The following is a 12,861-nucleotide window of genomic DNA, read 5'->3' as shown; positions in this document are numbered from 1 at the left end:
AGTCAGGCAGGAGCTGACCATGACGACAGCCCGGACGTCCCCGGTGCCCGAGCCGCTCGGCGAACACCTGGCCCGCGCCGCCTGGCGTACCAGTTCACGCAGTCAGACCTCGAACTGTGTGGAGGTCGCCCCGCTCGGCGACGGCCGGGCGCCGGTGGCGCTGCGCGACAGCAAGGACCGCGGCGGCCCGGTCCTGGTCTTTTCCCGCACCCGGTGGCTGGACTTCATCTCGAGCGCCAAGGACGGCGAGTTCGACCTGAACTGAGCCGAACCGCACGCACCCGGCTGGTCGGATCGGTCCGGGCCGGACGCCGGCCACCCCGCCACGGTACGCCGGACGGGTGGCCCGGCGGTGCCGGTGACCGGGACCGTCCGTGGTTCCACAACAGAGTGGACCGAAGCGCTCAGTCACCTTCCACCACAACGGATTTCGCGTTTTCCGCTCCCTGACGGTGCCGTTTCCCGCAGGTTGATCCACTGTGACACCACCACTGAGCAGCCTTCACCCGTTTGGCTGACCCGCGAAACCGATCAGCGCGTATCACTTGCCGGCGGCGCTTCGGTGCGTAACATGGCGTGTGGGACTACGTGGAAGTTCCACGAACCGACTCCACACCGTAGTTACACGATCATCATCCGTCACGGTTGATCCCGGAGACGCCCATGCGGTTTCTGATCGTTCGCACCGACATCCGTACCGCAGCCGACGACGACCTGGCCGCGATCTGGGCCGACGGGGGCTGCCTGCGCAACGAGCAGACCGCGCCCGAGCACCGCCGCCAGACAGTCCGCGCGGACAACCGGGACGCAGCCCTGGTGCTGGCCCGCGCACTCTCCACCGTCGGGGCCGTGCGGTCGGGGCGGCAACGGGTGAAGGTCCTGCCCCTGTGGGACCCGGAGCAGCACTCGCCGAACCGGTGGCCGGAACGGGCGGCGGTCGACCACCGGCCACCGACCGACACAACCCCATAGAGCGACCGTCGTACGCCGGACCGGCTCCCCCGCCGTGCACCACGCCACAGCCGGCGACGACGGCTAAATGATCTTGGCTCGTGACCGCCGCGGCAACGACGGTCACGAGCCAAGGTTTGTCCAAATCCAGCCCACCGATAGGCCGCTCAGGAGGGCGGACGCTCAGGACTCGTCGAGCCACCGGTGGACCAGGTAGAGGGCGATGCTCGACGCGGGCGGCAGCCCCACCCGGTGCCCCTCGTCGGCGTCGACCGGCCGGCCGGCGAGCACGTCGGTGATCTCGCGCCGGGTGAACCAACGGGCGTGCGCGATCTCGTCGGGATCGATCCGGACCGGTTGGGCCGGATCGGCCCGCGCCAGGAAGCCCAGCATCAGCGAACCGGGGAACGGCCAGGCCTGGCTGCCGGCGTACTCCAGGTGGTCCAGACCGACTCCGACCTCCTCCGCCACCTCCCGGTGCACCGCGGCCTCGGCCGACTCGCCCGGCTCCACGTAACCGGCGAGGCAGGAGTAACGGCGTACCCCCTGGTGCGGCCGCCAGGCCGCGTTGTTGCCGAGCAGGCACCGCCCGTCCGGTCCCGGCTTGCCGTCGTGCACCAACACGATCATCGCCGGGTCGGTACGCGGCCAGACGTGGTTGCCGTCCTCGTCCACCCGGGTCCACCCGGCGTCGGTCACCGTGGTCGGCAACCCGGTGGTTGACGAGTACGCGTGCCGTGTGTGCCAGTTGCCGAGCGCCACCGCGGTGGTGAAGAGCCCGGCGTCGGAGTCGCTGAGCAGGTGCCCGACATCGCGCAGCGAGACCGCCCGGGTCTGGGGCACCACCGGCAACGGCGCGTCGACCGCGAAGTACGGGGTGCCGTCCGGCTCCACCCCGAGGAAGAGCCGTCCGGTGGTGTCCGCCGGCAACTCCGAAGCGTCCAGCAGCAGCAGTTCGGGCCGGTCGGCGGTGGTGCGGACGAGTGCCCGACCACCGCCACCGATGTCCACCACCAGCAACCGGGCCCGTTCCCAGGCCCGTGCCAGCCACTGCGGATCGGTCCGCCGGTGCGCCGCCCGGTCCAGGCTGGTACGGGCCAGGGGTGGGGTGTCGGCGTCGGCGGGACCGGTCACGACGGCTGTGCCGCGGTCTCGACCTGGGTCAGCGCACCGAGTGGACCGGCGATCCGCTCGGCGTCACCGAGCACCACGGTGACCGCCCGGGCCGGCGCCAGGTACTTCGCCGCCGCCTCGGCCACCTCCTCCAGGGTGGCCCGTGCCAGGCGGGCCGAGTGCTCCGCGAGAAAGTCCAGCCGCAGCCCGAACCCGGCGTAGACGCTCGCCAGCGCGGCCAGCCCGGCCTGCGTCGACATGCCCAGTTGCAGGGTGCCGAGGGCGTACTGGCGGGCCTGCTCCAGCTCCTCCTCCTTCGGCGGCAGCGAGGCCAGCCGCCCCAGCTCGTAGCTGGTCTCCAGCAGCGCCGGGCCGGTCACCTCGGTGGCCACGTCGGCGGCGACGATCAGCGCCGAGCCGGCCACCCCGTGTTCGATCACCGAGTGCGGCCCGTACGTGTAGCCCTTGTCCTCGCGGATGTTCTCCACCCAACGGGACGAGAAGTAGCCGCCGAAGATCAGGTTGGCCAGGTGCAGCGGAGCGTGGTCCGGATGGGTACGCGGGACCGCCGGCAGGGCGATCCGGAGCGAGGACTGCACCGACTCCGGACGGTCGACCAGCAGCAGCGGGCCGGGCGTCAGCGGCGGCGCGGCGGGGAGTTCGAGCGCCGGCCCCGCCCCCTTCCAGCCGCCCAGCGTCGCCTCGGCCGCGTCCAGCGCCCGGTCCGGGTTCAGGTCACCGACGATGACCAGGACCGCGCCGCTCGGGTGGACCCGTTCGCCGTGCAGCGTACGCAACTGGCCCGGCCGGACCGCGCGTACCTGCTCCGGTTCCGGAGTCTGCACCGCGTAGGGGTGCTTGCCGTACATCCGGCGCAGCAGTGCCTCCCGGGCCAGGTGTGCCGGCTGGCTCTTCGCCACCTGGATGTGGTCGACCATCCGCTCCCGCTCGTTGGCCACCTCGTCGGCCGGGTAGGCCGCGTCGGTGAGCACCTCGGCGAGCAGTTCCAGAATCCGGTCCAGGCCGGTGACCAGGCCGTTACCGGAGATCATCAACCGGTCCGGGTCGGCACCGGCGGTCAGACCGCCGCCCACCTTCTGCAACTCGGCGGCGATGTCCAGGTTGGACATCGTGCCGGTGCCGGAGAGCATCGTCTGCGAGAGCAGCACGCCCCGGGCCAGCGGCGCCTGCCCGAACGGCACCCAGAGGCGCAGCTCGACCAGGGGTACGGAGGGCCGGCGGACGGCGATCACGGTGAGCCCGTTGGCCAGCTTGCGCTCGGCCCCGGTCGGCACCTTGAGCTTCCGGGTGGGCCCCAGCGCGGGCAGGGTGAGAGTCACTTCGCTCCTCCGGGGATGACCTCGACGGCCGCACGACGGTCCGGACGCAGGGTGGCCGCGGCGGCCCGGACCTGTTCCTCGGTCACCTCGCCGATCAGCCGGGGCAGGTCGTTGAGCAGTTCGGGGGCGCCACGCTGCTGTTCCAGCACGGCCATCTGGAGGGTCCGGCCGAGCACCGCGTCGGTGCCGCGCAGCAGGTGGGTGGCCATCCGGGCCTGGATCCGGGCCAGTTCACCGTCGACCAGCCCGTCGGTGGCCAGCCGGGCGGTCTCCTCGTCCACCGTACGGAGCACCTTCTCCACGTCACCGCCGGGCGGCAGGTGTGCCTCCATCAGCAGGGCGGTGGGGTCGCGTACGCCGAAGGGTTCGCCCATGAACCCGAGGTAGCCGCCGATGCTGGTGACCGACCGGTCGCGCAGCACCAGCCGCTCGACCAGCCGGGACGCCTCACCGTCGGTGAGCACCTCGGCCAGCACCACGTACGCCAGGTAGCCGGTCAGGTCGGTGATCGGGTCCGGCACCCGCCAGGCGCTGGCGACCGCGGGCAGCGGGGCGAGCCGGTCCGGGTACGACTGTCGTCGCTCGGCGGTCAGGTCGGGCTCGGCGAAGGACGGCCGGCTCGGTGCGGGCCGGGCCGACACCGAGCCGAAGTGCCGCTCGACCAGTTCGCGGGTCTGCGCCACGTCCAGGTCGCCGCCGATCGCGAGCACAGCGTTGCCGCAGGCGTAGTAGCGGTCGAAGAAGTCGGCCGCCTCGTCGACGGTCGCGCTCTCCAGGTCGTCGAAGGAGCCGTAGCCGTCGTGCGCGTTCGGGAACGTGTCGAACATGATCGGCGGCAGCCGCAGCCAGGGAAAACCGCCGTACGGGCGGTTCAGCACGTTGACCCGGATCTCCTCCTTGACCACGTCGACCTGGTTGCGCAGGTTCTCCTCGGTCAGCCGTGGACCGCGCATGCGGTCGGCCTCCAGGAAGAGGGCGCGTTCGAGGGCGTTGCTCGGCAGCGTCTCGAAGTAGTCGGTGTAGTCGAGGTGGGTGGAGCCGTTGAAGGTGCCGCCGGAACCCTGCACGTGCCTGAAGTGGGCCAGCTTCTCCAGGTTCGCCGAGCCCTGGAACATCAGGTGCTCGAAGAGGTGGGCGAAGCCGGTCCGACCCTCGGGCTCCGTGCGGATGCCCACGTCGTAGACGACCGCCACGCCGACCACCGGCGCACTGCTGTCCGGGGTCAGCACCACCCTCAGGCCGTTGTCGAGGGTGAACCGCTCGACCGGGTAATTCGTCGCTGGAATCTTTGATCTCCGTGCCGCCACGACCCGACCCTAGCGCGTCCCCAGGCCCGCGTGCGGTGACGTTGCCCCGACCGCCGGCCGCCGATCAGCGCCGGCACCGCTTCGGGTGAGCGACAACACCTCACGACCCACCCGGTACGCCTCCTCCAGGTGCGGCCAACCGGAGAGCACGAACTCGTCGACACCGAGCGCGGCGTACTCGTCGAGCCGGGCGGCCACCTCGGCGTAGCTGCCGACCAGGGCCGTACCGGCGCCCTCCCGTACCAGGCCGACACCGGCCCAGAGGTTCGGCGCGATGGTCAACCCGCTGGTCGTGCCGGCGTTGAGGGCCGCCATCCGGGCCTGGCCGACCGAGTCCATCCGGGCGAACCGGGCCTGCGCGGCGGCGATCCGGTCCGGGTCCATGCCGGCGAGCAGGCGGTCCGCCTCGGCCCACGCCTGCTCGGCGCTCTCCCGGGCGATGACGTGCAGTCGCAGCCCGGTCCGGATGGCCCGGCCGTGCGCGGCGGCGAGCCGGCGGATCCGGTCGACCCGCTCACCGATCGCCGTCGGCGGCTCGCCCCACATCAGGTAGACGTCGGCGAACCGGGCGGCCACCGCCTCGGCGGCCGGCGAGGCCCCGCCGAAGTAGACCGGCGGCACCTCGGCCAACGGGCTGAGCAGGCCGCCACGCTCGATCCGGTAGTGCTCGCCCCGGTAGTCGAACGGGGCACCGGACCAGGCCAGGCGGAGCACCTCCAGGTACTCGGCGGTCCGGGCGTAACGGGCGTCGTGGTCCAGCCAGTCGCCGTACGCCCGCTGCTCGGCCGGATCGCCGCCGGTGACGATGTTCACCGCCAACCGCCCGCCGGAGATCATCTGGAACGCCTCGGCCTGCTGGGCGAGCAGGGTCGGTAGGGCGAATCCGGCCCGGACCGCCACCAGCAGCCGCAGTCGGGCGGTGTGCTGTGCCACGGCGCTGCAGACGATCCAGGGGTCGGGGCAGCCGGAGCCGACCGGCGTCAGCGCGGCGTCGAAGCCGGACTCCTCGGCCGCCCTGGCCACCTGACCGAGATAGTCCACGGTCGCCGCCCGCTCGTGCCGGGCCGCTCCCGCGCGTACGGTGGCGGCGCCGACCTGGTGGCCGTCACCGGAGGTGGGAAGGAACCAGTGGAAGGTCACGGTCTGCTCGCCTCCCGCGCCCGAGGCGCGCTCGTGGCCGAGTCCCACCCTTCGGGTCCTACCCGGCCGGAATCCCTACCCGGTAAGTCCTACTAGTTAAGTAGGAATCTTGTCCAGACCCGTCTTCGGTGGCGAGCCGGATGGCGAGCGCCCTGGCCTGGGCACGGATCTCCGGCACCGCGGTGGTCTCCCAGAGTCGACCCCGACGTGGCGGGCCGAGGGTCCAGAGCAAACCGCGCACCGCACCGTCCGCGTCACGGAGCGCGCCGGCATCGTCCACGTCCAGTCCGAGCCCGTACGGCCCGGGGCGGGCAAGGCCGTCGGCGAGCAGTTGCCGTACCAGGGAATCCGCCGACGCGGGCAGCCGTCCCGGTCCGGTGCAGTTGACCACGGCACCGAAGCCGACAACACCGGCCGTCGCGTCCGGAGCGGACGGGGTCGACGGAGCGGACGGGGTCGACGGAGCCGACGAGAAGCGGTGGTCGAGCCGTACGTCCAGCCCGCCCGCCGGGTTCGGTGCCACCCCGCCGACCACGGCGGCCCGTACGGTCAGCCGGCCACCGGCCCGCAGCCGGCCGAGTTCGTCGGCGATCTCCGGCGCCATCCGGTGCCGGTGCACCTCCCAGTGGCGGGCCAGGTGGCGCAGGAAGCGGTCCCGGTCCACCGGGGAGAGGGCGGCCCAGTAGCCGTCCAGCCGTGGCCGCAGCCCGTCGACCACGGCTCGCCAGTCGGCGCCCGCCCGGACCAGTGCGCGTACCTGGCCGACGAGTTGACGTAGCGAGGTCGCCGACTCGGGCAGGCCGGCCGGGGTTGCCACCGGCGGACCGGGACGCCGCTGCGGGTTCGGCAGCAGGCCGTGCCGCGAGACGGCGACCATCGGGGCACGCCGGCCGGTGGCCGCCAGACTGAGCGCCACGTCGATCGCGGTGAGGCCGGTGCCGAGCAGCAGCACCGGCTGGTCGGTGGGGACCGACTCCAGCGCCCCGGGCGCCCACGGGTCGCGGACCCAATTGGAGCAAGCGTCGGCCGCCGCCGGCCACTGGGCGAGCGGGTCCGCCGAGGCCGGCGCCCCGATCGCGAGCACCACCCGGTCGGCCGACAACCAGGCCCCGGACCCGAGTTCGACGCCGATCCCACCTCCGGCGCCCGCGCCAGCGCCGCCTTCGATGCCGACCCCGGTCCCGCCCTCGATGCCGGCCCCACCTCCGGTACCGGGCCGACCGGCAGCGCCGTCGCCCGGGTGGGTGGCCCCGGCCGGGGCGGCAGTCACCCGGGTGACCCGGTCCCGGACGATCCGCAGTCGCCCCGCCGCCGCCCGCCGCGTGTTCTCGAGGACCTGCCGGAGGTAGTCGCCGTACCAGCTCCGGGGCATGAAGTCGGCGGCGGTCACGGCCGGTCGCCGGGTCCGGCAGAAGTCGACGAAGTCGCCCGGCGAGTCCGGGTCGGCGCTCATCGCGCCGGCCGGGGAGTTGAGCAGGTGCCAGGGGCGGGCGGCGGGGCCGTACGCGACGCCGGTGCCGGGCGCCTCGGCGGGGTCGACCAGCACCACCGAGTCCACGGTGTGGCGTAGCAGTTCCCGGCTGACCAGTGCGCCACTACAGCCGCCACCGACCACCACCACCGTCCGGCTCATTCTGCCGCCCCGACCTTGATCCGGAAAATCCCACGTTGAAGGTAGGATATGCCGTCGGCGCACCGCTAGATCAGAATGACAAAGTTGGTGCGCTGTACATGTCGAAACGAGCGGGCGGACCGGACGACGCCCGGACCGGCCGGTCAGATCCAGCCGTAGCGCTGGGCTATCCGCACCGCCTCGTGCCGGTTCAGCGCCCCCACCTTCGCCGAGGCCGACGAGAGGTAGTTGCGGACCGTGCCGGGCGAGAGCGCCGCCCGCTGGGCTATCTCCTCCACCGGGGCCCCGTCCGCCGCGAGTTCCAACACGTCGGCCTCGCGAACGGTGAGCGGGCTGTCGCCGGAGCTGATCGCCTCGGCGGCCAACTCCGGGTCGACGTACCGCCCGCCCGCGTGCACGTTGCGCACGGCGGCGGCGAGGGTCGCGGCCGATACCGTCTTGGGCAGGAAACCACGCACCCCGGCGGCCAGCGCCCGCTTGAGATAGCCGGGCCGTCCGTGGCTGGTGACGATGACCGTACGGCTGGTCGGCATCTCCGCCGCGATGCTCCGGGCCACGGTGATGCCGTCCAGGTCCGGCAGTTGCAGGTCGAGCAGGACCACGTCGGGCCGGAGCGCACGGGCCATCGACAGCGCCGCCGCCCCGGTCGCGGCCTCGCCGACCACCTCCAGGTCCTCCTCCAGCCGCAGCAGCGCCACCAGGGCACCCCGGATCAGATGCTCGTCGTCGGCGAGCAGGATCCCGATCACGCCTCCCCTTCCCCGTTTCGCGCCGGTGCCGGCACCGACATCCGCGCGGTGAGCAGAAACCTGTTGCCCGGACGATGCTCGGCGAGCACGGTCCCACCCACCGCCGTCACCCGCTCGGCCAGCCCGGCCAGCCCCGCTCCCAGCACCGGCGCTCCCGGTTCCGGGTCTCCCCGCACGCCGTCGTTCTCCATCGTGAACACCACCGCCGCCGGGCCGTCGGCGGCAAGCCTGATCACACAGGTACGCGCGTCGCTGTGCCGCAGGGCGTTTGTCGCACCCTCCCGGACCACCCAGCCGAGGGCGTCGCGGACCTGCTCCGGCAGCCCTCGGCCCTCCCCGTTCACCCGGCACTCGATGCCGGCCGAACCGAGCACCGAACGGGCCCCGGCAAGTTCGGCGTCGAGATCGAGAGCGGACTTCCGGTACCCACGGACCACCTCGCGTACCTCGCTCAACGACTCCTGGGCCACCCGACGTACCTCCAGCATCTCCTGCACCGCCTCGGGCCGTCCCCGCCGGGCGAGTTGCGCGGCCAGTTCGGACTTGAGCGCGACGATCGACAGGTTGCGCCCGAGTACGTCGTGCAGGTCCCGGGCGAACCGCAGCCGCTCCTCGGCGACCGCGAGCCGGGCCTGTACGGACCTGGAACGCTCCAGTTGCCAGATCAGGTCGATCATCCACAGCGAGAGCCGGAACGCCATCAGCGCGCCGACGAACACCGCCACCAGGGCCACCGTGAACCCGACCAAACCGAACGGCGGCACACCGTCGAGCCAGAGCAGCAGGTTGAGCAGGACGATACCGAGCGTGCCCAGCCAGATCGTGGTCCGGAGCGGAAATGCCACCGACAGCGCGCCGTAGAAGATGAACGCGGCGACGATCTCCAGCCCACGCACGGTCCCCTCCTCGTCCAGGACGAGCACCGCGGTCACCGCGTAGGCGCCGGTCAGCACGGCGGCGACGATCGCGACCAGGGTCGGGCGGGCGCGGGCCGCGAGGGCGTGGGCCAGGCCGGCACGCAGCAGCACCAGGCAGCTCACCGAGTGCAGCAGGGAGGCACAGAAGAGCACCAGAAGCTTCCGGGACGAACCAAGCTCCGGGCCGATCCCGAGGACCAGCAGGAACGGTTCCATCGCCATCATGAAGTACAGGGAGCTGCGGGTGTAGATGTCGAAGCGCTGCGGCTGGCTGGTCCGCCGCCACCAGCCGAACGGGTCCGTGCCCAGCCGGTCCCGCTCCACCACCGGACCGCTCCCGCTCGCCCGCTCCACCATCGGACCGCTCGCCCGCTCCGGCCCCGGCGCCGGGCCGGGGATGGCCGCCCCCGTGCCGATCACCCCCGGCCCGGTCGGCGTCACCGCCTCGGCTCCCAGCGGAACCAACGGCGGAATGCGTACAGACCGATCAGCGTCCATCCGACGAGGATGGCAAACGGTCCCAGTGCCGCGCCGAACACGCCCACGAACCCGGTCGGCGCCGAGCTGCCGTCGGTGCCGAGCCAGCCCAGCCGGGCGAGTTCCAGCACCGGGGTGAGCGGCAGGAAGCTCAGCACCTCGGCCAGCCGGTCCGGCAGGGCGTCCAGCGGAAACATGACGCCGGAGCCGAGGAAGCAGACCAGCAGCAGCGGCATGGTGCTCAACTGGGCCATCTCCACGTTCTTCGTGAACACCGTGGACCCGGCGGCCAGGAGCACGAAGAGCGCGATCCCGGCGAGCAGTGCGCCGAGCAGTACCACCGGGTTGACCGGCATCGGCAGGTCCAGCAGCACCGCACCGGCGGCCACCCCGGCGACCGACTGGGCCAGGGCGACGAACATCGCCGGTACGGCCGTCCCGGTGATGATCTCGGCGTCGGTCACCTCGCCGGTACGCAGGCGCTTGAGCACCAGTTCCTCCCGGCGCGCGACGTAGGTGGAGACCAGGTTGTAGTAGACGACGTAGAGCAGCACAAATCCGAACAGGCCGGTGAGCACGAACGCGTCGGCGGAGAGCTCGCCCGGCGTGGCGGTGCCGATGCTGGCCAGGAAGCCGACCGTGCCCACCGGCAGCAGCAGGGCGGTGAACATCGCGGTCCGGTTGCGCCAGAACAGCAGCAGTTCGAAGCGCCCCAGCCCGCTGATCCGCCGCAGCGACCGGCCGCTCATGCCACCCGCTCCAGGTCCGGGCCGGTGGTTTCGGCGACGGCCGTGCCGGACTCGGCTACGGCGAGGAACGCCTCCTCCAGCGAGGCCGACCGGGCGTCCAGGTGCGAGAACCTGATGTCGCGCGACTTCGCCCAGGCCAGCAGCGCGGCGAGCGCCCCCTGGAGGTCGTCGGTGAGTACGGTCGACCGCCGGTCACCCGCGTCGGACCAGGGATCGGAGGCCCTGTCCGGCCCCGGGTCGGCCACGCCGGGTCCGGCCCCCACGGCACGCGCCCCGGGCAGCGCCGGCACCTCCGCCGGGTCCACCCCGTCCGGCAGGGTGAACCTGATCCGGGCCGGGTACGCGGCGACCACCTCGTCGCGGGTGCCGACCGTGACCAGTTGTCCACGGTGCATGATCGCCAAGCGGTCGGCCAGCGCCTCGGCCTCCTCCAGGTAGTGCGTGGTCAGCAGCACCGTGGTCCCGTCCGCGAGCAGTCTCCGGACCAGCCGCCAGGTGTTGCGCCGGCTCTCCGGGTCCAGACCGGTGGTCGGCTCGTCCAGGAACAGCACCTCGGGTCGGTTGAGCAGGGCGAGGGCCAGGTCGAGCCGACGCCGCTCGCCGCCGGAGAGCTGCTTGACCGGCACCCTGGACCGCTCGGCGAGCCCGACCAGTTCGAGGATCCGGCCGACCGGCTCGGCACGGGTGAGCAGCCCGGCCCACATCCTGGCCGTCTCGGCCACGGTCAGGTCGGACGGGAAGCCGCCCTCCTGCAACATCACGCCGATCCGGGGCCGCACCTCGCCCCGCTCCCGGTACGGGTCGCGGCCGAGCACCCGTACGTCACCGCCGGTGGGCCGTTCCAACCCCTCGATCAGCTCGAGCGTTGACGTCTTGCCGGCCCCGTTCGTGCCGAGCAGGGCGAAGAGTTCACCTCGCCGGACCGAGAAGGAGACGCCTCGGACCGCCTCGAACCCGGTCGGGCCGCCGTAGCGGCGACGCAGTTCACGTACCTCGATCGCATTGTCCACCCACTCAGGGTGCCGTCCGGGTCGGACAGCGGGCAGTGTCGAGGCGCATCAATCCGGCTGAGTTCCGGCACCACCGGGCGGTGACAAATGTCAGGTCGGACGGACCGAGGCGAGCGCGTCCTCGACGACCCAGTCGAACTGGCGGTGGGTGCCGGGGATGGAGACGTAGAAGACGGCCGCCGTGGCCCGTCCCACGTCGAGGCAGGCGACGGCGGCCAACTCGTCCGTCGCCCGCAGGCCCGGGCGGCTGAAGTGCAGCCGGAACACGGTCACCCAGGCCGGTCGACCACCGATCGTGGTCCGCTCGTCCCGGAACAGTTCGAGCCGGCTCGGCTGCGGGTAGTACTCGGCGCGCACGTCGGCGGCGACCTGCCGGCCCACACACTCCAGGTCGAAGGTGAGCGCGTCGTTCTCGGCGGCCGGTACGGCGGCGGAGAGGATCGAGGCGTGGTAGTCACTGACGCCGTCGTACGCCTGCTCGGTGACGAAGTGCTGGCCGACCCCGTACGGCACCTCCAGCGTGCCGGCGTTCCACACCGTCTCCCACGGCTGCCACGGAGCCCCGTACGCCCGGTAGGAGATGCCCGCCTCCTCGTCGACCGTACGCCGCTCCACACCGGGTGACGGCTCCCCACCGGGTGACGACGACGGCGCGTTGGCTGGACCGGACGGGGACGGGGCGGGCGGGGCCGGCGCGGTGGTGGCCGCCGGCGGCGCCGACGACGGCGGGCACATCCGGGCCAGTGGCGGTCGGACGTCGGGAGGCGCGGCGAACCTGTCGCCGAACCGGTGCGGGCCGGCGCCGACGGTCAGCACGACAACCGTCACCAGGCCGGTTACCAGCACCCCGGCGGCCACCCCGCCGAACAGCCAGAGCCGACGCCGGTCCAGCCGCGCGCCGCCGAGCAGGGTGCGCGTCGACCCGTCCGGTCCGGTCGGTGCCGCGACAGGCGGAGCGCCGAGTCTGGTCACCGGACCAGCCGTCCACCCCGGACCGGGTGTGGACCGGTACGGCGGCTCGGGCGGCGTCGCGACAGGCATCCTCCCCAGTGAACACCACCACGGGGCCCGGCGCGGAACCGCCGTACGTCCGGTCCGACCGGGTGTCGTCCCTCGCCCGCCGACGGCTCCGCTCAGCGGGAGCCGGCGGCGTTCGGTTCCACCGTGTCGGAGGCCACCGGTGGGGCCTGGAGTTCGACCACCTGGGCACGACGCGGCTCGCTCGGGGCGTGGTACCACGGGGTGAAGGCGGCGACCAGGGCGAGGAGCAGGCCACTGAGGGCGACCGCGAGCACGACGAGGATTTCCCGTACGGCCCCGGGACCCGCGGTCAAGATCATGACGACCTCCCCATCAGGGAGCCCGTACCACCGACCCGTCAACTCCCCACGGACCAGAATCACCGATCGTCGGACACAACGCAGTCATCCATCGGACGCAATCACCTGTCCTGAACGGCAACCCTGCGACTTCGT

Annotated in this window: 13 protein-coding genes; 2 read left to right on the top strand and 11 right to left on the bottom strand. The window is 72.6% G+C overall.

Going from position 1 to position 12,861, the window contains the following annotated elements; translation table 11 throughout:
- The first annotated feature begins 19 nt into the window (after nucleotides 1-19).
- Both ACI2K4_RS21765 and ACI2K4_RS21760 read left to right on the top strand, forming a co-directional pair.
- Nucleotides 20-265 (top strand): DUF397 domain-containing protein, encoded by a 246-nt coding sequence (locus ACI2K4_RS21765; RefSeq protein WP_404513604.1) that lies wholly within the window; start codon nucleotides 20-22, stop codon nucleotides 263-265.
- Nucleotides 266-663: 398 nt separating this feature from the next.
- Complete coding sequence (locus ACI2K4_RS21760; protein ID WP_404513602.1) at nucleotides 664-972, top strand: hypothetical protein; 309 nt, start codon at nucleotides 664-666, stop codon at nucleotides 970-972.
- A gap of 162 nt (nucleotides 973-1,134) precedes the next feature.
- On the opposite strand, the gene nudC is transcribed toward ACI2K4_RS21760, so the two are convergent.
- The 11 genes from nudC to ACI2K4_RS21705 all read right to left on the bottom strand — a co-directional run bounded on the left by nudC (nucleotide 1,135) and on the right by ACI2K4_RS21705 (nucleotide 12,726).
- Entirely contained in the window at nucleotides 1,135-2,085 is a 951-nt protein-coding gene (nudC, locus tag ACI2K4_RS21755; RefSeq protein ID WP_404513600.1) for an NAD(+) diphosphatase, read from the bottom strand.
- Nucleotides 2,082-3,404 carry a M16 family metallopeptidase gene (locus tag ACI2K4_RS21750; RefSeq protein ID WP_404513598.1) on the bottom strand — a complete coding sequence of 441 codons (1,323 nt, stop codon included), beginning with the start codon at nucleotides 3,402-3,404 and terminating at the stop codon, nucleotides 2,082-2,084. The genes nudC and ACI2K4_RS21750 overlap by 4 nt, the downstream gene beginning before the upstream one ends.
- Nucleotides 3,401-4,711 (bottom strand): M16 family metallopeptidase, encoded by a 1,311-nt coding sequence (locus ACI2K4_RS21745; RefSeq protein ID WP_404513596.1) that lies wholly within the window; start codon nucleotides 4,709-4,711, stop codon nucleotides 3,401-3,403. The genes ACI2K4_RS21750 and ACI2K4_RS21745 overlap by 4 nt, the downstream gene beginning before the upstream one ends.
- A 9-nt stretch (nucleotides 4,712-4,720) precedes the next feature.
- Nucleotides 4,721-5,899: an LLM class flavin-dependent oxidoreductase gene (locus ACI2K4_RS21740; protein ID WP_404513594.1), complete on the bottom strand. Its 1,179-nt coding sequence runs from the start codon at nucleotides 5,897-5,899 to the stop codon at nucleotides 4,721-4,723.
- Between the two features lie 10 nt (nucleotides 5,900-5,909).
- A complete protein-coding gene (locus ACI2K4_RS21735; protein WP_404513592.1) occupies nucleotides 5,910-7,484 on the bottom strand; it encodes an FAD/NAD(P)-binding protein in 1,575 nt (524 codons plus the stop codon).
- 143 nt (nucleotides 7,485-7,627) lie between these two features.
- Nucleotides 7,628-8,233 carry a response regulator gene (locus ACI2K4_RS21730; RefSeq protein WP_404513590.1) on the bottom strand — a complete coding sequence of 202 codons (606 nt, stop codon included), beginning with the start codon at nucleotides 8,231-8,233 and terminating at the stop codon, nucleotides 7,628-7,630.
- The gene (locus ACI2K4_RS21725; protein ID WP_404513588.1) at nucleotides 8,230-9,648 is read right to left on the bottom strand and encodes a sensor histidine kinase; all 1,419 of its coding nucleotides are present in this window, start codon (nucleotides 9,646-9,648) and stop codon (nucleotides 8,230-8,232) included. Before ACI2K4_RS21725 ends, ACI2K4_RS21730 begins: the two co-directional genes overlap by 4 nt.
- Complete coding sequence (locus ACI2K4_RS21720) at nucleotides 9,588-10,376, bottom strand: ABC transporter permease (protein WP_404513586.1); 789 nt, start codon at nucleotides 10,374-10,376, stop codon at nucleotides 9,588-9,590. The genes ACI2K4_RS21725 and ACI2K4_RS21720 overlap by 61 nt, the downstream gene beginning before the upstream one ends.
- On the bottom strand, nucleotides 10,373-11,386 hold the full coding sequence (locus ACI2K4_RS21715) for an ABC transporter ATP-binding protein (RefSeq protein ID WP_404513584.1): 1,014 nt from the start codon (nucleotides 11,384-11,386) through the stop codon (nucleotides 10,373-10,375). Before ACI2K4_RS21715 ends, ACI2K4_RS21720 begins: the two co-directional genes overlap by 4 nt.
- Before the next feature lie 90 nt (nucleotides 11,387-11,476).
- Complete coding sequence (locus tag ACI2K4_RS21710) at nucleotides 11,477-12,427, bottom strand: hypothetical protein (protein WP_404513582.1); 951 nt, start codon at nucleotides 12,425-12,427, stop codon at nucleotides 11,477-11,479.
- 92 nt (nucleotides 12,428-12,519) lie between these two features.
- Nucleotides 12,520-12,726 carry a hypothetical protein gene (locus tag ACI2K4_RS21705; protein ID WP_404513580.1) on the bottom strand — a complete coding sequence of 69 codons (207 nt, stop codon included), beginning with the start codon at nucleotides 12,724-12,726 and terminating at the stop codon, nucleotides 12,520-12,522.
- Nucleotides 12,727-12,861: the final 135 nt, after the last annotated feature.

Origin of the sequence: Micromonospora sp. NPDC050397 (genome assembly GCF_044901685.1) — a bacterium.
Classification (GTDB): domain Bacteria; phylum Actinomycetota; class Actinomycetes; order Mycobacteriales; family Micromonosporaceae; genus Micromonospora_G.
Note: the sequence above shows the minus strand (reverse complement) of the source record. Positions and strands in the feature narration are given on the sequence as shown.

Excerpts from the sequence above, each read along its gene's own strand:
- ACI2K4_RS21765 (WP_404513604.1), top strand. The coding sequence starts at position 20 with ATGACGACAGCCCGGACGTCCCCGGTGCCCGAGCCGCTCGGCGAACAC.
- ACI2K4_RS21760 (WP_404513602.1), top strand. The coding sequence starts at position 664 with ATGCGGTTTCTGATCGTTCGCACCGACATCCGTACCGCAGCCGACGAC.
- ACI2K4_RS21735 (WP_404513592.1), bottom strand. The coding sequence starts at position 7,484 with ATGAGCCGGACGGTGGTGGTGGTCGGTGGCGGCTGTAGTGGCGCACTG.
- ACI2K4_RS21725 (WP_404513588.1), bottom strand. The coding sequence starts at position 9,648 with ATGGACGCTGATCGGTCTGTACGCATTCCGCCGTTGGTTCCGCTGGGA.
- ACI2K4_RS21720 (WP_404513586.1), bottom strand. The coding sequence starts at position 10,376 with ATGAGCGGCCGGTCGCTGCGGCGGATCAGCGGGCTGGGGCGCTTCGAA.
- ACI2K4_RS21710 (WP_404513582.1), bottom strand. The coding sequence starts at position 12,427 with ATGCCTGTCGCGACGCCGCCCGAGCCGCCGTACCGGTCCACACCCGGT.
- ACI2K4_RS21705 (WP_404513580.1), bottom strand. The coding sequence starts at position 12,726 with ATGATCTTGACCGCGGGTCCCGGGGCCGTACGGGAAATCCTCGTCGTG.